The organism is Micromonospora sp. NPDC018662 (genome assembly GCF_044391475.1).
Classification (GTDB): Bacteria; Actinomycetota; Actinomycetes; order Mycobacteriales; family Micromonosporaceae; genus Micromonospora.
Genome location: NZ_JBISAC010000003.1, coordinates 800,615 through 820,365, shown reverse-complemented (window position 1 = coordinate 820,365; position 19,751 = coordinate 800,615). Strand labels below are relative to the sequence as shown.

The following is a 19,751-nucleotide window of genomic DNA, read 5'->3' as shown; positions in this document are numbered from 1 at the left end:
ACCACGAACCCCCGCCGCCCGACCGGGGCGACGGGGGTTCGACGGGACCGGGTCAGGCCGCGGCGAGCGGCTGACCGCCGAGGCTGTCCGCGTCCACCTCGGCCGGACGCAGCGCCAGGGCGAGCACGTCCGCCACGTCGGCCAGGGTGTGCACGGTCAGCGCCTCGCGCACCTCGGCCGGCAGGTCGTCCAGGTCCGGCTCGTTGCGCTTCGGGATGATCACCTCGGTCAGGCCGGCCCGGTGCGCGGCGAGCAGCTTCTGCTTCACGCCGCCGATGGGCAGCACCCGACCGGAGAGCGTCACCTCGCCGGTCATCCCGAACTCGGGCCGGACCGGCCGGCCGGTGACCAGGGACGCCAGCGCGGTCACCATGGTGATGCCGGCGCTGGGGCCGTCCTTCGGCACCGCGCCCGCCGGCACGTGCAGGTGGATCCGCCGTCCGGCGAGGGCGTTCGGGTCCAGTCCGTACCGCCGTCCGTTGGCGCGCAGGTACGACCAGGCGATGTGCGCCGACTCCTTCATGACGTCGCCGAGCTGTCCGGTGAGGGTCAGCCCCGGCTCGCCCTCCATGCCGGTGGCCTCGATGAAGAGCACGTCGCCGCCGGCGCCGGTGACGGCCAGGCCGGTCGCCACGCCGGGCACCGCCGTGCGCTCGGCCGATTCCGGGGTGAACTTCGGCCGGCCCAGGTAGCGGGCCAGGTTGCCGGTGTCGACGCGGACCGGCGCCGGATCGGTGGCCAACCCGACCGCCACCTTGCGCAGGATCTTCGCCAGCGCGCGTTCGAGCTGCCGCACGCCGGCCTCCCGGGTGTACTCCCCGGCGATCAGCGCCAGCGCCTCGTCGGCGACCGTCACCTCGTCCGCGGTCAGCCCGGCCCGCTCCCGCTGCCGGGGCAGCAGGTGGTCCCGGGCGATGGCCACCTTCTCGTCCTCGGTGTAGCCGTCCAGCGTGACCAGCTCCATCCGGTCCAGCAGCGGGCCGGGCACGCTCTCCACCACGTTGGCGGTGGCGAGGAACAGCACGTCGGACAGGTCGAGGTCGACCTCGAGGTAGTGGTCGCGGAAGGTGTGGTTCTGCGCCGGGTCGAGCACCTCCAGCAGGGCCGCCGCCGGGTCGCCGGAGTAGCCGACGGCCAGCTTGTCGACCTCGTCGAGCAGCACGACCGGGTTCATCGAGCCGGCCTCGCGCAGCGCCCGCACGATGCGGCCGGGCAACGCGCCGACGTAGGTACGCCGGTGACCCCGGATCTCGGCCTCGTCCCGCACCCCGCCGAGCGAGACGCGGACGAAGGTGCGGCCGAGCGCCCGGGCGACCGACTCGCCCAGGCTGGTCTTGCCGACGCCGGGCGGGCCGGCCAGGGCGAGCACCGCGCCGGAGCCGCGTCCGCCGACCACGCCGAGGTTGCGCTCCGCGCGGCGGTTGCGCACCGCGAGGTATTCCAGGATGCGGTCCTTCACGTCGGCCAGGCCGGCGTGGTCCGCGTCGAGCACCGCCCGGGCCGCGGCCAGGTCGGTGTTGTCCTCGGTACGCGTGGCCCACGGCATCTCGAGGACCGTGTCCAGCCAGGTACGGATCCAGCCCGCCTCGGGTGAGGCGTCGCTGGCCCGTTCCAGCTTGCCGACCTCGCGCAGGGCCGCCTCGCGCACCTTGTCCGGCAGGTCCGCGGACTCGACCCGGGCCCGGTAGTCGGCGGAGCCGTCCGGCTCGTCCTCGCCGAGTTCCTTGCGGATCGCGGCGAGCTGCTGCCGGAGCAGGAACTCGCGCTGGGACTTCTCCAGCCCCTCGCGGACGTCGGTGGTGATCTGCTCGGTGACCTCCTGCTCGGCCAGGTGCTCCTTCACCCAGCCGACCAGCAGCTCCAGCCGGGCGGTGACGTCCGGCGCGGCGAGCAGCTCGGTCTTCTGCGCCAGGCTGAGCCAGGGCGCGTAGCCGGCCGAGTCGGCCAGCTCGGAGAGGTCGGTCATCCGCTCCATGGCGTCGATGACCTGCCAGGCCCCGCGCTGCTGGAGCACCGAGGTCATCAGCGCCCGGTACTCGCGGGCCAGCTCGCGCGCCCGGCCGGCCGGAGCGGGTTCGTCGAGGGTGGTCGCCTCGACCCAGAGGGCCGCGCCGGGACCGGGCACGCCGGAGCCGATGCGGGCGCGGGCGATTCCGCGCACCACGGCCGCCGGCTCGCCGCTGGGCAGCCGGCCCACCTTCTCGATGGTGGCGACCACGCCGACGGAGCCGTACTCGCCGTCGATGCGGGGCACCGCCAGGAGCGTCTTGTCGCCGGTGGCGCGGGCCGCGTCGACAGCGGCCTGGGTGGTCGGGTCGAGGGTCACCGGGACGACCATCCCGGGCAGCAGGACGGCGTCGGTCAGGGGAAGTACCGGAAGAGTTGCCATCGAACACCTGCCATCACGTTGGTTGAGCGTGTCTGACTCAAGTAACAAATCGTGCCCCTTGTTCCGGCCTGTGACCCACGCCACGTCCGCGCTCCCGGACCTATTGCCGCCCCACCGTTTACGCGACCCGCCGAATGGAAAGTGTCGGGTATTGTTGCGGAATTACCGCCAGGTAGGCCAAACTCTTAGCCACACCCCGCCCGACACAGGGAGTAATGGCTATGGCAAGGAAAGTAATCACCGTTCTGACGGACGACCTCGACGGCGGAAAGGCCGATCGGACCGTCGAGTTCAGCCTGGACGGCGTGGCATACACGATCGACGTCTCCGACGAGAACGCGGGTGTCCTGCGTAAAGCGCTGGACCCGTACATCAACGCTGGCCGGCGCATCGGCCGCGGGCCCGTCGACGCCGGCCGCGCGGCCCGCCGCACCACCCGTCCCAGCACCTCGGGAATGGACCGCGAGCAGAACCGCGCCATCCGCGAATGGGCCGCCAAGAACGGCTACGAGATTTCCGAGCGCGGGCGCATCCCGGTCTCGGTGGTGGAGGCGTACAAGAGCCGCTGAGCCCTCCGGTTCACCGTCGGGCGCCACGGGGTCACGCTGAGAATCAGCGGGACCCCGACCGACTTTTGTGCGGTCGACAATTTTCATCCGGCGGGATGCCCACGGCACCAACTTTCCCGGCGAGCCCGCCCCGGACCGCCCGCCGGGGCCGCCTCTCCCGCTGATATCGGCGACGACCCGACCGTCGGACGGCTCGCCCCGCCGCACGCCGTCGCCGTGACCGGGGAGCGCCGCCACGCGCCACCCCCCGCCGAACACGCACCGTCCCGCGACCGGGCACGTCACGCCGCCGCGCGACGTCACCGACCACTCGACTCGACGTCCCCACGAGAAACGGCCGGAGCCGCCCGGGGGTACCCGGGCGACTCCGGCCGTCGGCGTGCGGTCCTCAGTTGACCTGGATCCGCACCACGTCGATCGCGGGGGTCTGGTTCGCCCGCTCCATCATCGGGATCCGGTGCGAGCCGTCACCGGCCCAGACCGAGCACTGGGCCAGGCCCGAGTCCGGCAGGCCGGGGATCTGGATCAGCACGTCGTCCGGCTGGTTGCCGCCCTTGCCGTCCTCGGTGGCGACGAAGAAGGCCGGCACGTCCTGCGGGTTCGGGGGCTGCCGGGTGCTGCCGAGCATCCGGCACGCGGTGTGGAAGTGGCCACGGACCAGGCCCTGGCCGTTGAGCAGCGAGCTCTCCACGTAGTAGCCACCCTGCCCGGCGGCGAGGAAGCGGTCCCGCACCAGGTTCTTCGTGGTGACCCGCAGCGTGAACGGCTGGTTGCGCTGCACCTGGTTGGGGAACTGCGTGATCAGCAGCGACGGGTTGTTCGCCGCGGCGCCGACCTCGCCGAACGCGGTGCTCACGCAACGGTTGCCGTTCTGGAAGCCGTCGTGCGCCTGGAGCCGGCTGTCCGCGCAGTCCTTGGCCAGCACGTTCAGGCCGTTGTTGCCACCGTTGTTCTGGCCGCCGCCGTTGTTGTTGTTCCCACCGTTCTGGCCACCGTTCTGGCCGCCGGTGTTCCCGCCGTTCTGGCCACCGTTGTTGTTGCCGCCGTTCTGGCCACCGTTGTTCGCGCCGCCGTTGTTGCCACCGTTCTGCGCGTTGTCGGCCAGCGCGCACGGGGCGAGCTTGTCCAGGCCCTGCGGACGCTGGCCGCCCCGCCCGATGGCGGTGGCGATCCGGTTCAGCGTCGCGGTCCGCTTGTCGGCGAGCGGCCGGAGGATGGCGTTGTTGATGAAGTCGCCGCCGTTGCGGCCGTCCGCCGCCAGCCGCCGGTTCGCCTCGGCGATCTGGCTGTCCAGCAGGGCCAGGTTGCGGTCCACCTCAGCACGCGCCCGGGCGGGCACCTGCGGCAGCTTGCTCTTGACGTCCGGGCAGGTCACGGTCGGGGTGCCGGCGCCGGCGCCGCCCGCCTTGGTCTGCTGGCACTCGGCCGCCGACATCTGGCCGTCACCCCAGTGGTTACGGACCCAACGGCCGTTCTGCCAGGTCCGGGTGGTGCTGCCCTGGCCGCCCGGGGCGGTCGCGCCCGCGCTCGGGGCCACGCAGGACGCCGAGGCGGCGCGGGTGGTCGTCCGCCGGTCCTGGGCGGACGAGATCTGGGTGACGGCGACGATACCGCCGAAGACCGCGAGCGTGCCGACCACGGCCAGCATCCGCTTGCTCCGCGCGTTACCGGATGACCGGCGCGCCCGTGTGGACCTGCGCATCGAATTGCTCTCCTTCTCGATCCGGTAGTTGACTGGTGATCCCGGCGGAATTCTTCGGGGTGAGATCACTGCGACGTCGGGGTCGCGCGTCAATGGCCGACGGTGCCCTTTCCGCACCGTCTCCGCGCCGTCCGGGCGCGGCGGCAGATCTGCGTCCATTCGCGCTTAGGTACGGAGCGCCGACGGCGAAGGTTCAACCGGAGATCAGAAAAAAATCGGCGGGCCAGCCGACGGCCGGGGCAGCCGTTCAGTCGACGCAGAGGTGGTCGAAGGCGAAGCCGCCGTCGAAGGACGCGCGCCGGGCGGCGAGGCGCCGCACCCGCTCGCGCAGTTCCGTCCGGTCCACCAGGGACGCCTCGTCGGCGGCCAGGTCACGCAGCCGCTCCCCCAGCGCCGTCGCGGCCAGGTCCTCGGCGAGCCGGCCCGGGTCCACCCCGCAGGAGAAGCCGCGGGACGTCAGCACCACCCGCTCCACCCGGCAGCGACCGGCTCGCACCTCGACCCAGCTCCAGCCCTCGGCCGGGCCACCGGTCCACCGCACGTGCAGGCCGCGCACGATCGGGTCGGCCAGCCGACCCGCCACGTACGCCTCGACCGCGTCGGCGCGGGCCAGGGCGCCGAGGTCGTTGACCGGGCCGCGCCGGCCGTCCGGCAGCCGGCCCACGATGTCGCGGAAGCCGACCGTCTCCCCGCCGTCCGGCCCGGTGCCGGCCGCGTAGGCGCGGGCGTCGAGCACGTACTCGACGAACCGGCGGACCTGCTCACCGCCGAGCGTCGGCGACTCGACGCGCAGCAGCGGCAGGCCCACGGCGTCGCAGACCGCGTCGGTCAGCCGTTCGTTGCGGCGGGCGGGCGAACCGTCCGGCGCGGGCGCGGTGAAGCACACCGCGAACCGCGGCCGGCCGGTGTCGGCGGCGCACACCACCAGGTCGAGAGCGGCCCGGCCGGCGGTGCTCCACTGGCTGCCGGTGACGCCGGGCGGACGGCCCTGGACCAGGTCACCGAGCCGCCGGTCGGCGTAGGCGAGGTGGCCGGCGCGGGCCAGCCGCGCCGGCGTGGCGGGCGGGACCGGCCGCAGCCAGGAGGCGGCCACGCTGCCGATGCTCGTCATCTCGCACAATCCGTCCGTCGCTCGGTCGACGTCCGAGTGTATGGCGTCGATCATGGCGGTCGCCTCGGCGGTGCGGCGGAATCCGGGCACCCGTCGGGCGGTGCGCCGTCGGGTCCGGCCCTCTAGGCTCGTCGGGTGCACAGCGGACGGACCCCGGAGCGATTCACCAAACGCAGTCTCGTCGCCGTTTCCCACGCCATCGAACGCGCCGCGCTGGCCGAGGCCGAGGACGGCCCGCTGGTGGTGTTCGCGCTGTTCCAGCGGCTGCCGTACTTCGCCCGGGAACGGGAGATCTACCGACGGATCGCCGACCGGGCCGCCGCCACGGTGGTCGCCATGGTCGGCGGCCCACCGCCGGACCTGCCCGACCGGGTGTACGGGGTGGCGCTCGACGAGGCGGAGGACCTGGCCCGGGAGTGGAGCGTGGTGGCGCTGACCCCGCGCTTCGGCGGCACGCTGGTGGCGTACGACCGGGCCGAGGTCACGCCCGCGCCGACGCTGGAGGCCGGCCGGCTCTTCGACGGCCGCTGGGGGTTCCGCCGCGACGCCGCGCTGCACGAGGTCATCCGACTGCGCGAACAGCTCGCCGAGCGGCTGCCCGGCCCGGCCCGGGCCGCGCTGGACGAGGCGGTCGCCCGGGTACGGGACATCCCGGCCGGCCCGGGTGAGGCCCGCGCCGAGGCGGCGCTGCGGCTGCTGGCCCGGCGTGGCGACCGGAGCCCGCAACCGGTCGAGACCACCGACGGGATGCTCGACGAATCCGGCCTGCGCCGGTGGACCGGCGCGGACGGGGTGACCGCCTCCGGCACGCTGCCGGTGGCGCTGGTCGGTCTGCGGGTGGACGAACCGGCCGGCGCGCCGGAACGCTTCGGCCGCCGCAGCACCGCCCGGGAGGGTCAGGCCGTGCTCGGCGCGGTCACCGGGGTGCTGCGGCCGGTGGACCGGGCGGTGCGCGTCGCCGACAACGAGTTCCACCTCGTCCTGCCGGGGCTCGGCGAACCGGAGGCGTTGGCAGTGGTCGGCCGGCTGCACGAGGCGATCTCGGCGCTGGCGCGGTCGTACCCGTTCGTCGCGTACACCATGCACGCCGCGGTGGCGGTGACCACCCGACGGCCGCTGCCCACGGCCGACCTGCGGGCCGCCGTGGAGTGGGCGGTCCGCGAGGGGGTGCCGGTGGCGGGCCTGCCGCCGGAGCCCGCCCTCGCCCCCTCCGGCGCCCGCTGACCGCGCACGCGGCGGTCCCGCCACGGGACGAGAGGAGAACGTCGTGCGGGTGGTGTCGCTGGTGCCGTCGCTGACCGAGGCGGTCGCGGTGACCCGGCCGGAGGTACTGGTCGGCGCCACCGACTGGTGCACGCATCCGGCCGGGCTGGACGTGCCCCGCGTCGGCGGGACGAAATATCCCGACCTGGATCGCGTCCTCGCGCTGACGCCCGATCTGGTGCTGCTCAACGAGGAGGAGAACCGGCTGGCCGACGCGGAGGCGCTGCGCGCGGCCGGGGTGCCGGTGCGGGTCATGTTTCCGCGTACCGTGCCGGAGGCGCTCGACCAGCTCGGCGCGCTGGCCGAGGCGCTCGGCGCGCCGGCCGAACCGTCCTGGCTGCGGGCGGCGCGCCGGGCCTGGGCCGCGCCGCCCGCCCCGGCGCGCGTCCGGACCGCTGTGGTGCCGGTGTGGCGCCGCCCGTGGGTGGTGCTGGGCCGGGACACGTTCGCCGGGGACGTGCTGCGCCGGCTCGGCGTGGCCAACGCCTGGGCCGACGACGCCGAACGCTATCCGCGCCCGACCCTCGACGAGCTGCGCGCCCGGTCGCCGGAGCTGGTGGTGCTGCCGGACGAGCCGTACCGGTTCACCGCCGGCGACGGGCCGGAGGCGTTCCCCGGGGTGCCGTCGGTGCTGGTCTCCGGCCGGCACCTCACCTGGTACGGCCCGTCGCTGGCCGAGGCGCCGGCACTGCTCGCCGCGCAGCTCGCCACGCCGGTCTGAGGCGGTGGCCGGGTCAGGCGATCGGGGTGGCGTGCACCGGGTCCAGCTCCATCAGCGTGGTGTCGTCCACCTCGTACCCGATGGCGACGTGCACCGCGACCACGCCGGCGACCTGACCGGCCAGCCGGCCGGCGAGCTCGACGGCGCTGCGGCGGTCCAGCCGTCCGTCCAGGGTGACCTCGCCGCCGCTCACCTGGACCGTGACCAGGCCGTCCCGGACGGCGAGCACCCGGCGCAGCACCTCCTGGACCACGTCCTCGCGGATCTCCGCGTCGGTGCGCAGGTGCACCCGGAGCAGGTCACCACGGGTCACGATGCCGGCCAGCCGGCCGAGGTCGTCGAGGACCGGCAGCCGCTTGACCGCCTCCCGGTCCATCAACCGGGCCGTGGCCGGAAGCGACGCGCGTTCACCGGTGGTGACCGCCGGCGCGGTCATCAGGTCCCGGGCCACCAGGGCGCCCGCCTTCTCCCGCGCGGTACGCCGGCGCCGCCCCTCGAACACCCGGCGCTCCTCGAGGCGGCCGGACCACTCCACCTTGTGCAGCAGGTCCGCCTCGGAGATCACCCCGAGCACCCGGCGGAACGAGTCCACCACCGGCACCCCGCTGACCCGCTCCCGCACCAGCACGTCCACCACGTCCCGGTACGGCGTCTCCGCGCCCACCGTCGCGACGTCAGTGGTCATCACGTCGGCCACCTGCCATGTCCTCATCACGACCTCCTCGCACCGGGCCTCCACCGACGACGCTAGGCCGACGGCGGAGGGCGCGGCAGGGGCGGCGGACCGGTCGCGGGAGGGTCGACCGGACCGGGTCGGGACGGGACCAAGGACCCGGTCCCGAGGGCCCCGACGGCCCTGCTCCGGGCCGTCGCGCCGGAGTGGAATGGAACTTGCCACCTCCGAAGCGCGGTGCGAGGCACAGAAGGGACGTGGACACCATGACCGCGACAATCGAGCGGACCCCCGCCGACACCACCGCTCCGGCGGTCGAGACCCCCCGCCAGAAGGCCACCCGGTACGTCTGGGCCGGGCTGCGGATCGCGCTGGGCTGGATCTTCCTCTGGGCCTTCCTCGACAAGATGTTCGGCCTGGGCCACGAGACCCCGGCGAAGAACGCCTGGATCAACGGTGGCAGCCCGACCAAGGGCTTCCTCGGCTTCGGCGTGGCCGGCCCGTTCGAGGGCATCTACCACGACATCGCCGGCGCGGCCTGGGCGGACTGGCTGTTCATGCTCGGCCTGCTCGGCATCGGCGTGGCCCTGCTGCTCGGCGTCGGCATCCGGATCGCCGCCGTCACCGGTGGACTGCTCCTGGTGCTGATGTGGACGGCGGTGCTGCCCCCGCAGAACAACCCCGTCATGGACGACCACCTCATCTACGCGGGCCTGCTCGCCGGCCTGGCCCTGGTCGGCGCCGGCAACACCCTCGGCCTCGGCCGGGCCTGGGCGAAGCTCCCCCTGGTCCAGCGCTTCCCCTGGCTGAGGTGAGCGCAGGTCGCCCGGGGCGGGCGTCGCCGGCCGGCGGCGCCCGCCCCGGGCGTGCGCCCGGCCACCGGCGGACGACGCGGCCCCGGGGTGGGTACCGGCGCGTATCGGCCGGTCGCGATCCGGCAGGATCGACGGTGACCACACCGTCAGCACCGAGGAGACCCGCTCATGGAGAAGCCCGAGGTTGGCCCGATCGAGGGCGCGCCGCCCGCCGATCTCGTCATCGAGGACATCACGGTCGGCGACGGCCCGGAGGCGCGCGCCGGCCAGCTGGCCAGCGTGCACTACGTGGGCGTGGCCCACTCCACCGGCCGCGAGTTCGACGCCTCGTGGAACCGGGGCGAGACGTTCGAGTTCCCGCTCGGCGGCGGCCAGGTCATCGCCGGCTGGGACCAGGGCGTGATCGGCATGAAGGTGGGCGGCCGGCGCCGGCTCACCATCCCGCCGCACCTGGGCTACGGCGCCCGGGGCGCCGGCGGCGCCATCAAGCCGAACGAGACGCTGGTCTTCGTGGTGGACCTGCTCGGCGTGCGCTGAGCCGTCCGGCCGGGCCGTCGGCGGCGTGCCGGCGGCCCGGCACCACGGCCCCCCGTTCGTGCGGTCGTGCGGTCGGGCCGAGCGGCCCGGCCTGACGGTCAGGCCGCGGCGCAGGCCAGCAGATCCCGCGAGCGGCCCGACTCGCGCACCGGGACGACCCGGTGCAGGCCGGTCACCCGCAGCACCCGGGCGACCACCGGCTCGGGATCGACCAGCACCAACTCGCCGCCGCGCGCCCGGACCCGCAGGTGCGCGGCGGCCAACGTGCGCACCCCGGCAGCGGAGAGCAGCCGCACGCCGGACAGGTCGACCCGCACCACCGGCCGCGCCGGCGCCGCCCAGAGCGCGGCCCGGAACGCCGCCACGGTGGCGATGTCGATCTCGCCCACCGGGCGCAGCTCGACCACGTGGTCGAGCACCTCCGTCACCACGTGGAAGCGGTCGTCTGTCATACCGCAAACCTACCCCCGCCCACCGACAGTTTCCGCTGCTCGGCACCGGGGTTCCGGGTAGTGCCCTGGTGCCGACCCCGAGCCGTCTCAGGGTCATCCCGCAACCGCCCGCACGGCCGTGCCGAGCGGCCCGCCGGACGTTCCCGACCACCGCGGAGCGGCCCCGCCGGACCGCGAACCCGACCACCGCGGAGCGGCCCCGCCGGACCGCGAACCCGACCACCTCGGAGCCGGCCGGTGGACCGGACACGCCGTGCCGGACTCCCCGTCGGAGCACCGGCCGGGCCACAATGAGCCGATGGCCGTTCCCCGCCCGCGCGTCCCTTTGCTGATCCGCCCGGTCCGCGAGCCGGCCACCGTGCCGCCGCCGCTGGCCGGGGCCTGGGCCGCCGCCGACACCCGGCTGGACCGGGCCGACCTGCTGCCGCTGCCCGAGGGTGGGCACGGCCCGGAGGACGTGGTGATCGACGCCGAGGGGCGGGCGGTCAGCGGCGACGAGGACGGCCGGCTCTGGTGGTGGCCGGCGGACGCGCCGGCCGGCACCCGCCCCACGCTGCTCGCCGAGACCGGGGGCCGGCCGCTCGGCATCGAGCTGGACCCGGTCGACGGCGGGCTGCTGGTCTGCGACGCCTATCGGGGGCTGCTGCGGGTCGACCCGGCCGGGACGGTGCACGAGCTGACCGGCACCGCGCCGCCGGTGCACCTGGCCGACAACGCCGCGGTCGCCCGGGACGGCACCGTCTACTTCACCGACTCGTCCGACCGGTTCCCGCTCTCGCACTGGAAGCGGGACCTGCTGGAGCACCGGCCCAACGGTCGGGTGCTGGCGTACGACCGGCGCACCGGGCGCACCGACGTGGTGGCCGACGGGCTCTACTTCCCCAACGGGCTGGCGCTCACCCCGGACGAGTCGGCGCTGATGCTGGTCGAGACCGCCACCCACCGGCTGCTGCGGGTGGAGCTGCCCACCGGGCGGGCCACCGTGCTGGCCGACCTGCCGGCGTACCCGGACAACGTCTCCGCCGTCGGCGACGGCACGTACTGGATCGCGCTGCCCAGCCCGCGCCTGCCGATCATGGAACGGTTGCTGCCCCACCCCCGGGTCCGCCAGCTCGTCGCGCTGCTGCCCGGAGCGGTGCAGCCGCAGCCGCGCCGCTACGGGCTGGTCGCGTTGGTCGACGGCGCCGGGCGGGTGCTGCGCACGCTGCACGGCCCGAGCGGCGCGTACCCGATGGTGACCGGCGTGCGGCAGCACGGCCGGCAGCTCTGGCTGGGCAGCCTGACCGCGACCGGCGTGGCCCGCGTCGACCTGGACTGAGGTCGGCGTGGGGCCGGCCCGCGCGGACGCGGGCCGGCCCTCGGCCGTTCCTCCCCCGGTTCAGCCGCCGCTGTTGCTCGCCGACGGGGTGGGCGCGGGCGACGACCCGCCGGCCACCGCGCCCGGGTGCGGCGTCGGGCTGTGCGTGGGCTTCAGTCCCGCCGGTACGGGCAGCGCGCTGCCCTTGGCGAACTCGTCCCAGCTCACGTTCCAGGCGGTGAAGCCGTTGCCCTGCGCCAGCGGCACCTCGGTGCCCTTGACGGTCACCAGGTCACCGACCTGCGTGACGCCCATCAGCCAGTCCGCCCCGGCGGCCGACACGTTGGTGCAGCCGTGCGAGGTGTTGTTGTAGCCCTGTTCCCCCTCCGACCACGGCGCCGAGTGGATGAACTCGCCGCCCCAGGTCAGCCGCTGGGCGTCGTCCACGTCGACCACGTAGCCGCCGTCCGGCTCGCCGCGGGTGTCGAACGTGGTGTGCTCGTGCTTCTCCATGATCACCATGGTGCCGCTGGAACTCGGCGTGCTCGGCTTGCCGAGGCTGACCGGCAACTTCCGGAGCACCTTGCCGTCCTGGTAGACCGTCATCTGCTTGGTGGTGTTGTCGATGTCGAGCGACACCTGCCGCCCCACCTTCGCGGTCGCCACCCGATCGGAGTCACCGACCGCCTCCTTGCCGATCGGCAGCCCCTCCAGCGCGCTGCGCACGCTGATCCGGGTGCCGGGCTTCCAGCGGTCCGGCGCCCGGTACTCGGCCTGCTTGCCGTCCGCCATCCACGACCAGGTGCCCGGCTGCGGCGGGTCGGTCTTGACGAACAACCGGCGCTGCACGTCCGCCCGCGCCGGTTCCGGAATGGGCGGGTCGAAACCGAGTACGACCGGCATCGCCGTCCCGTACGTCTGATCGTCCTGCAGATACAATTCGCTGGTGACGGCCGGTTTGGTGGATTTGGCCATGGTCGTGAACGTCGTCTTCTGTGTCGCCGTCTTCCCGGAATCCCCGGTCACGGTCACCTCGGCCGTGTACGTCCGGGAATTCGCCAGCGGCCGGTCCGGCACCCAACCGGATCCGTCCTCGCGCGCTCTCGCCGGCACCGGGCGGCCCTTGTCGTCGGTCAGCTTGACGCCGGTCACCCTGCCGTTGCTGGGCTTCGCCCCCACCTCCGCGCTGATCGGCACGTCGCGGGCCCGGTCGGCCGGCGTCACCGTGACCGACGGCGGGGCCGCCTCCGCCCGCTTCGCCACCGACTTCGGGCCGGCGGTGCACGCGCCGACCGCGAGCGGCGCGACCGCGACGGTCATCGCGAAAAGCGTCAGTCGCCGCCTCACAAACATATTTCGCCCCCCATTTCGGCATCCCCTCGCCCACATTCTGTAGGCCCGGCGTCACGGTGTGGCACCTTCGGCGGAATTGCTCAGAAACGGCTGCGCGAAATAGCCCGGCGACTCCCCGATCGGGACCCCGCGCACCCCAACGACCGGTATCGCCGGTCACCCGGGGTCCGGGAGATCTTGGTAGGAAATGGCCCCTGGAGGGGCCGAAACCTTCCAAGATCTACTGGATTCCCACACTGTGGATGGAAAATCTCGGCAGGCGATACAAGTGGGTGTGACGGGGCCAGCCGCGCGGGCGACGGGCTCGGCAGTACCGGTACCGGCGCGGACCGGACGGCCGCAGCCCCGGGCCAGGGCTGCGGCCGTCCGGCTCAGACGTTCGCGACCAGCAGGGCGGGGCGTTCCACACAGTCGGCCACGTGGCGCAGGAAGCCACCGGCCACCCCGCCGTCGCAGACCCGGTGGTCGAAGGTCAGGCTGAGCTGGGTCACCTTGCGGACCGCGAGCTGCCCGTCCACCACCCACGGCTTGTCCACGATCCGACCGACGCCGAGCAGCGCCGCCTCCGGATGGTTGATGATCGGCGTGGAGCCGTCCACCCCGAACACGCCGTAGTTGTTGAGCGTGAACGTCCCGCCGGTCAACCGCGCCGGGGGCAGCGTCCCGGCGCGGGCCGCCGCCGTGGTCTCGGCGAGCGCGGCCGCCAGCTCACCGGTGGTCAGCCGCTGGGCGTCGCGCAGCACCGGCACCACCAGGCCCCGGTCGGTCTGCGCGGCGATGCCCAGGTGCACCCCGGCGGACTGGACGATCCGCTCCCCCTCGGTGTCGACGCGCGCGTTGAGCTGGGGATACCTCCGTAGTCCGCTGAGGCAGATCCGGGCCAGCAGGGCCAGGATGCTCACCGGCGCGTCCGGCGTGGCGGCGTTGATCGCGGCCCGGGTCTCCAGCAGCCCGGTGGCGTCCACGTCGACCCAGATGGTCACCTCGGGGATCTCCCGACGGCTGCGGGAGAGCTTGTCGGCGATCACCTTGCGGATGCCGGTGAGCGGGACGACCACGTCCCCGTCGGCGGTCGGGGCAAGCCCGAGGTGCGCGGCGGGCGCGTCCGGCACCGCCGCCAGCCGGGGCGCCGGGGCGGCCACGGCGGCCTCCACGTCGGCGCGGCGGATCACGCCCCCCGGCCCGGTGCCGCGCAGCGACGCCAGGTCGACCCCGCGCTCCTTCGCCAACCGCCGCACGATCGGCGAGATGACCAACGGAGCGGCCTCCGCACGACCGCCCGGAGCGGCGACCTCTTCAGGCGGTGACGCGGCGGCCACCGGCGCCGGCACGCCGGGCTCGGGGGCGAGCGCCAGGCGGGGCCGGCGACGCCGCCGGCCCGAGCCGCCGTGCCCGGTGCCGTAGCCGATCAGGACGTTGCCGGAACCGGCCCGTTCCTCCTCGCGGTAGGTGGCGTGCGGGTCGGGGGCGGCACCGCCGTCGAGCGCGGCGATGGTGATCAGCGGCTGGCCGACCGGGCGGACCTCACCCGCCGCGCCGTGCAGCGCGACGACCCGTCCGGCGTACGGGCAGGGCACGTCGACCACGGCCTTGGCGGTCTCCACCTCGACCACGCTCTGGTCCACCGTGACCACGTCGCCGACCGCGACCCGCCACTCGACGATCTCCGCCTCGCTGAGCCCCTCACCCAGGTCGGGCAGGAGGAAGTCGCGGGTTCCCACGGTGGCGCTCATGCCGTGTTGACCGGGCATGACCTCACGGCCCTCGCTCCGCTCGGTGCGTTCGCTCATGCCGGGCCGACCGGGCATGACCTCACGGCCCTCGCTCCGCTCGGTGCGTTCGCTCATGCCGCCACCCACCGGCTGTCGGGCTGGTCGTCCCACTGCAGGCGGGCCACGGTGTCCAGCACCCGGTCCACCGAGGGCAGGTGGGTGTGCTCCAGCATCGGCGCCGGGTACGGGATGTCCAGGCCGGACACCCGCAGCACCGGCGCGTGCAGCGCGTGGAAGCAGCGCTCCTGCACCCGGGCGGCGATCTCGGCGCCGACCCCGGCGAAGCCCTGCGCCTCCTGGATCACCACGCAGCGGCCGGTACGGCGTACCGACGCGGTCACCGTGGCGTCGTCGAACGGCACGATGCTGCGCACGTCGACGACCTCCAGGTCCCAGCCCTCCTCCCGGGCCGCCTCGGCGGCGGCCAACGCGACCGGCACCGCCGGGCCGTACGCGACGAGGGTCGCGTCGGTGCCGGGCCGGCGCACCACGGCGGTGCCGATCGGCGCGGTGCGCGCCGGCAGCTCCGCCTCGGCACTGGAGAAGTAGAGCTTCTTCGGCTCCAGGAACACCACCGGGTCCGGGTCGTCGATCGCAGCGCGCAGCAGCGAGTACGCGTCGTCGACGGTGGCCGGGGTGACCACCTTCAGGCCGGGGGTGTGCGCGTAGTACGCCTCGGACGAGTCGCAGTGGTGCTCCACGCCGCCGATGCCACCGGCGTACGGGACCCGGATCACGATCGGCACGCTGAGCGCGCCGCGGGTGCGGTTGCGCAGCTTCGCCACGTGCGAGGCGATCTGCTCGAACGCCGGGTACGCGAACGCGTCGAACTGCATCTCGACCACCGGCCGCAGCCCGGACATGGCCAGCCCGACCGCGAAGCCGACGATGCCGGCCTCGGCGAGCGGGGTGTCGAAGCAGCGCTTGTCGCCGAAGCGGGCCTGCAACCCGTCGGTGATCCGGAAGACGCCGCCGAGCTGGCCGACGTCCTCGCCGAAGACGACCACCCGCTCGTCGTCGAGCAGCGCGTCGGCGAGCGCGGCGTTGAGCGCCTTCGCCATGGTCAGCGTGGCCATCAGGCGTCGCCCTCCTGGTCGCGGTCCGCGGCCAGCTCGGCCCGGACCAGTTCCCGCTGCTCGAGAAGTTGCGGCGTCGGTTCGGCGTAGACGTGGTCGAAGAGGCTGAGCGGGTCCACGGTGGGCTGGGAGTCCATCCGGTGGCGCAGCGTGGCGGCGTACGCCTCGGCCTCCTCGGCGACCGCCGCGACCGCGGCGTCGTCGAGCACGCCCCGGGCCCGCAGGTACGCCTCCAGCCGGGCGATCGGGTCGCGGTCGCGCCACGCCTCGACCTCGTCGGCGTCCCGGTAGCGGGTCTGGTCGTCGGCGTTGGTGTGCGGTTCCATCCGGTAGGTGTGCGCCTCGACCAGGTAGGGGCCCTTGCCGGCGCGGGCGTGCGCGACGGCGCGGTTCAGCACCGCCAGCACGGCCACCGGGTCGTTGCCGTCGACCTGCTCGCTGGGCACGCCGTAGCCGACGCCCTTGTAGGCCAGGCTCGGCGCGGCGGTCTGCCGGGACAGCGGCACGCTGATCGCGTACTTGTTGTTCTGCACCAGGAAGACGACCGGCGCCTTGAACACGGCCGCGAAGTTGATCCCCTCGTGGAAGTCGCCCTCGCTGGTGGCGCCGTCGCCGATGAACGTCAGCGCCACCGTGTCCCGCCCCTGGTACGACTCGCCGTAGGCCAGGCCGGCGGCGTGCACGCACTGGGTGGCCAGCGGGGTGCACTGCGGGGCGGTACGCGTGACGGCCGGGTCGTACCCGCAGTGCCAGTCGCCGCGCAGCAGCGTGAGCACCTCGACCGGGTCGAGGCCGCGGGCGGTCAGCGCCATCGACTCCCGGTAGGTGGGGAAGACCCAGTCGGAGTCGCGCAGCGCGAGCACGCCGCCGACCTGGCACGCCTCCTGGCCGCGCGCGGACGGGTAGACGGCGAGCCGGCCCTGCTTGGTCAGCGCGGTGGCCTGGGTGTCGAAGCGGCGGCCGACGACCATCCGGCGGTACATCTCGCGCAGCGTCTCGACCGGCGGCTCGGGGTAGTCGTCGCGGGGCCGCAGCGGGGTGCCGTCGGGGTCGAGCAGCCGGACCGGCTCGGCCTGCGGCAGCAGGCCGGCCGACGGGTCGGGAGCGGCCGGGTTGGCCGGCCGGCGGGTACGCGGGGATGCCCTGCGGACCGCCTGGGGTGTGGTCGTCACGGCGGGGACCTCCTGGACGTGTGGTGGCCCTATGCTCCTGCTCATGGATGATTGACTCAACATCCGCGATGAAGGCGGGACGAATGGCACGGGAGGGTGAGCGGAGTGAGCCAGGAGACCGGCGCCACAGCGGGCCCGGCGGCCGGAACGGGACGTTCGGCCGGGCCGCTCGACGAGGTCGACCGGCGGATCCTGCGTGAGCTGGTCGCGGACGCCCGGCTCTCCATCCGCACGCTGGCCGAACGGGTGCACGTCTCGCGCACCAACGCGTACGCCCGGGTGGAGCGGCTGCTGCGCGACGGCGTGCTGACCGGTTTCACCGCCCGGGTGGCGCCGGAGCCGGCCGGGTTGGGCACGTCGGCGTACATCGCGCTGACCATCGAGCAGAACACCTGGCGGGAGGTCTCCGCCGAGCTGGCGCAGGTGCGCTACATCGAGCACGCGGCGCTGCTCAGCGGCGAGCACGACGTGCTGGCGCTGGTCCGCGCGCCGGACAACGCCACGCTGCGGGACGTGGTGCTGGACCGGGTGCAGAGCATCGCCGGGGTGCTCTCCACCCGCACCTGGCTGGTCTTCGAGGAGTTCGACGGCGCGCGCACCCCGTGGGCCGAGCGATAACACGAATAAATACCAGAGACTACCCAATCGGGCATTCATCGGTCAATAGCTCCTAAACTGCCGGCGTGGCCATACCAACACATTTCTGGACCGAGACCCGACCCGCGGCGCCGGCGCCGCGGGCCACGCCGCCGGCACGCGTCCCCTCGTCGTTCCGGGGGGACATCGAAGGCATGCGGGCGGTCGCCGTGCTGCTCGTGCTCCTCGGCCACGCCGGGGTGCCGTACCTGGCCGGCGGCTTCGTCGGCGTGGACGTGTTCTTCGTGATCTCCGGCTTCCTCATCACCGGCCTGCTGCTCGACGAACTCGACCGGCGCGGCCAGATCTCCCTGGCCGGCTTCTACGCCCGGCGGGCGAAGCGTCTCCTGCCCGCCGCCGCGACCGTCCTCGTCGCCACGCTGGTGCTGACCTACTTCTTCATCCCGCGGACGCGCTGGTCCGCGACCGCCTGGGACGTCGTCGCCAGCGCGGGCTACGTGATGAACTGGCGGATGGCCGCCCAGTCGCTCGACTACGTCGCCGTCAACGCGGCGCCGAGCGCGGTGCAGCACTTCTGGTCGCTCGCCGTGGAGGAGCAGTTCTACCTGGTCTGGCCACTGCTGCTGATCCTGCTCGGGTGGGTGGGCCGGCATTGGCGCAGGGGCCGGCGCGGCCTCTTCCTGGCCGGGCTGGCGCTGATCGCGGTCCCCTCGTTCCTCTGGGCGCTGCGCACCTCGCCCGCCGACCCGTCGGCGTACTTCGTCACCACCACCCGGATGTGGGAGTTGGCGCTGGGTGGCGCGATCGCCGTCGCGGCCACCGGGCTGGCTCGGGCACCACGCGCGCCGGCCGCCGTCCTGGCCTGGGCGGGACTGGTGACCGTCGTCGGCTCGGCCGCGTTGATCGACACGGAATCCGGCTTCCCGGGCCATGCCGCGCTCGGTCCCACCCTCGGCACCGCCGTGGTGATCGCATTCGGGACGGCCGCCGGCCGAGCAGGGCCCGTCCTCCTGCTCGGCCGCCGACCGTTGCGGGCCGTCGGCGCGCTCTCCTACTCGCTGTACCTGTGGCACTGGCCGCTTCTGATCGCCGCGCAGGCCCGGTTCGGCGACCTGAACACCGGCGAGGCGCTCGCGGTCGTGGCGGTGTCGGCGATCCCCGCCGTGCTCACCTACCACTTCATCGAGAACCCGGTCCGACGGTCCCGGAGCCTGACCGACCGGCCGTCGCTGGCCCTGCGCGTCGGCGCGCTCTGCACCGGTGCCACCGCACTCGCCGCGGTGGCGTTCCACCTGGCCGTTCCCACGTCGGCGGCGCCCGGGACCGCCTCGGTGATCATGGGTCAGGTTCCCGGCAGCACCGCGTCCGCGTCGACGACGCGCCCGCCCGGCGCCGCCGCCCTGGGCGCCGCACCCCGCACCAGCCCGGCCGGCGTGCCGGTCGACCGGGTCAGCTCGATGACCCCCGACCCGATGTCCGCCGTGCAGGACGCCCAGCAGGTCAAGGCGCCGGGTTGTCACGTCGACCTGACGTCCGCGACGCCCAAGGACTGCGTCTACGGCAAGCCGGACGGGACGACCCGTGTCGCGCTCGTCGGCGACTCGCACGCGGACCACTGGGTGCCGGCGATGCGGGTGGTGGCGGAGAAGAACGGCTGGCGTCTGGTCACCTACACGAAATCCGGGTGCCCCTTCCTGGCGGCGGAGATCAGGTTGAACGGCCGGCCGTACACGTCCTGCCGGGCCTGGAACGACGCGGTCCGGGAGCGGCTGCTCGGCGCCGACCGTCCCGACGTGCTCGTGGTCACCCACTCGGAGTACCCGATCGTGGGCGAGGCCAAGACGGACGTGCGGGCGGCGATGGCCCGGGAACTGCGCAGGACGTGGACCGGAATGGTCGAGGCCGGCGTGCCAGTGGTGGTGATCCGGGACACCCCGTTGCAGCTCAAGGACATCGCCGCGTGCGTGGCCCAGAACCCGGAGCACCTGACCCGCTGCACCACCCCCCGCGACGAGGCCCTCAACTACGGCGGCGGCCCGGCCCAGGAGAAGGCGGCGGCCGGACTCGACGGCGTCCGCCTGATCGACCTGAACGACTGGATCTGCCCCGCGAGCCGGTGCGCGCCGGTGATCGGCGGCGTCCTGGTCTGGCGCGACGGCCACCACCTGACCGCCACCTACGCGGAGACCCTCGCACCCCGACTCGACATCGCGCTCAAGCCGGCGATGGCGGCGCTGCGCGCTCATCGTTAG

17 protein-coding genes are annotated in these 19,751 nt (G+C 74.0%); 8 read left to right on the top strand and 9 right to left on the bottom strand.

The genetic code is table 11. From position 1 onward, the window contains the following. Positions 1-52: 52 nt before the first annotated feature. Positions 53-2,389, bottom strand: a complete 2,337-nt coding sequence (lon, locus tag ACH495_RS13280; RefSeq protein WP_396857960.1) for an endopeptidase La — start codon at positions 2,387-2,389, stop codon at positions 53-55. A 221-nt stretch (positions 2,390-2,610) separates the two neighbouring features. Here lon and ACH495_RS13275 point away from each other — a divergent pair, with 221 nt between their 5' ends. Further along, positions 2,611-2,958, top strand: a complete 348-nt coding sequence (locus tag ACH495_RS13275; protein WP_343447750.1) for an Lsr2 family protein — start codon at positions 2,611-2,613, stop codon at positions 2,956-2,958. A 388-nt stretch (positions 2,959-3,346) separates the two neighbouring features. On the opposite strand, the gene ACH495_RS13270 is transcribed toward ACH495_RS13275, so the two are convergent. After that, positions 3,347-4,660, bottom strand: a complete 1,314-nt coding sequence (locus tag ACH495_RS13270) for a hypothetical protein (RefSeq protein ID WP_396857959.1) — start codon at positions 4,658-4,660, stop codon at positions 3,347-3,349. A 247-nt stretch (positions 4,661-4,907) separates the two neighbouring features. Further along, entirely contained in the window at positions 4,908-5,771 is an 864-nt protein-coding gene (locus tag ACH495_RS13265) for a hypothetical protein (RefSeq protein WP_396857958.1), read from the bottom strand. A gap of 135 nt (positions 5,772-5,906) precedes the next feature. On the opposite strand from ACH495_RS13265, the gene ACH495_RS13260 reads away from it, so the two are divergent. Together ACH495_RS13260 and ACH495_RS13255 are read left to right on the top strand one after the other, a co-directional pair. Further along, positions 5,907-6,995: a DICT sensory domain-containing protein gene (locus tag ACH495_RS13260; RefSeq protein ID WP_396857957.1), complete on the top strand. Its 1,089-nt coding sequence runs from the start codon at positions 5,907-5,909 to the stop codon at positions 6,993-6,995. Positions 6,996-7,038: 43 nt separating this feature from the next. After that, positions 7,039-7,755 (top strand): helical backbone metal receptor, encoded by a 717-nt coding sequence (locus ACH495_RS13255; RefSeq protein WP_396857956.1) that lies wholly within the window; start codon positions 7,039-7,041, stop codon positions 7,753-7,755. Between the two features lie 13 nt (positions 7,756-7,768). Here ACH495_RS13255 and ACH495_RS13250 read toward each other — a convergent pair whose 3' ends face one another. After that, entirely contained in the window at positions 7,769-8,467 is a 699-nt protein-coding gene (locus ACH495_RS13250; RefSeq protein ID WP_396857955.1) for a CBS domain-containing protein, read from the bottom strand. A gap of 218 nt (positions 8,468-8,685) precedes the next feature. Here ACH495_RS13250 and ACH495_RS13245 point away from each other — a divergent pair, with 218 nt between their 5' ends. Both ACH495_RS13245 and ACH495_RS13240 read left to right on the top strand, forming a co-directional pair. Beyond that, on the top strand, positions 8,686-9,243 hold the full coding sequence (locus tag ACH495_RS13245) for a hypothetical protein (RefSeq protein WP_396857954.1): 558 nt from the start codon (positions 8,686-8,688) through the stop codon (positions 9,241-9,243). 168 nt (positions 9,244-9,411) lie between these two features. Then, the gene (locus ACH495_RS13240; RefSeq protein ID WP_396857953.1) at positions 9,412-9,780 is read left to right on the top strand and encodes an FKBP-type peptidyl-prolyl cis-trans isomerase; all 369 of its coding nucleotides are present in this window, start codon (positions 9,412-9,414) and stop codon (positions 9,778-9,780) included. A gap of 98 nt (positions 9,781-9,878) precedes the next feature. Here the strand turns inward: ACH495_RS13240 and ACH495_RS13235 are convergent, their stop codons facing one another. Next, a complete protein-coding gene (locus ACH495_RS13235) occupies positions 9,879-10,232 on the bottom strand; it encodes an anti-sigma factor antagonist (protein ID WP_396857952.1) in 354 nt (117 codons plus the stop codon). Positions 10,233-10,530: 298 nt separating this feature from the next. Here ACH495_RS13235 and ACH495_RS13230 point away from each other — a divergent pair, with 298 nt between their 5' ends. Further along, the gene (locus ACH495_RS13230; RefSeq protein ID WP_396857951.1) at positions 10,531-11,550 is read left to right on the top strand and encodes an SMP-30/gluconolactonase/LRE family protein; all 1,020 of its coding nucleotides are present in this window, start codon (positions 10,531-10,533) and stop codon (positions 11,548-11,550) included. Between the two features lie 60 nt (positions 11,551-11,610). Here the strand turns inward: ACH495_RS13230 and ACH495_RS13225 are convergent, their stop codons facing one another. The 4 genes from ACH495_RS13225 to pdhA all read right to left on the bottom strand — a co-directional run bounded on the left by ACH495_RS13225 (position 11,611) and on the right by pdhA (position 16,935). Further along, positions 11,611-12,882, bottom strand: a complete 1,272-nt coding sequence (locus ACH495_RS13225; RefSeq protein ID WP_396857950.1) for an Ig-like domain-containing protein — start codon at positions 12,880-12,882, stop codon at positions 11,611-11,613. 371 nt (positions 12,883-13,253) lie between these two features. Next, entirely contained in the window at positions 13,254-14,615 is a 1,362-nt protein-coding gene (locus ACH495_RS13220) for a dihydrolipoamide acetyltransferase family protein (RefSeq protein WP_396858053.1), read from the bottom strand. 110 nt (positions 14,616-14,725) lie between these two features. Further along, positions 14,726-15,730, bottom strand: a complete 1,005-nt coding sequence (locus ACH495_RS13215; RefSeq protein WP_396857949.1) for an alpha-ketoacid dehydrogenase subunit beta — start codon at positions 15,728-15,730, stop codon at positions 14,726-14,728. Continuing rightward, entirely contained in the window at positions 15,730-16,935 is a 1,206-nt protein-coding gene (pdhA, locus tag ACH495_RS13210; protein WP_396858052.1) for a pyruvate dehydrogenase (acetyl-transferring) E1 component subunit alpha, read from the bottom strand. The genes ACH495_RS13215 and pdhA overlap by 1 nt, the downstream gene beginning before the upstream one ends. A gap of 72 nt (positions 16,936-17,007) precedes the next feature. Here pdhA and ACH495_RS13205 point away from each other — a divergent pair, with 72 nt between their 5' ends. After that, positions 17,008-17,520, top strand: a complete 513-nt coding sequence (locus ACH495_RS13205) for an Lrp/AsnC family transcriptional regulator (RefSeq protein WP_396857948.1) — start codon at positions 17,008-17,010, stop codon at positions 17,518-17,520. Positions 17,521-17,585: 65 nt separating this feature from the next. Further along, positions 17,586-19,751, top strand: coding sequence for an acyltransferase family protein (locus ACH495_RS13200; protein ID WP_396857947.1), 2,166 nt, complete (start codon positions 17,586-17,588; stop codon positions 19,749-19,751).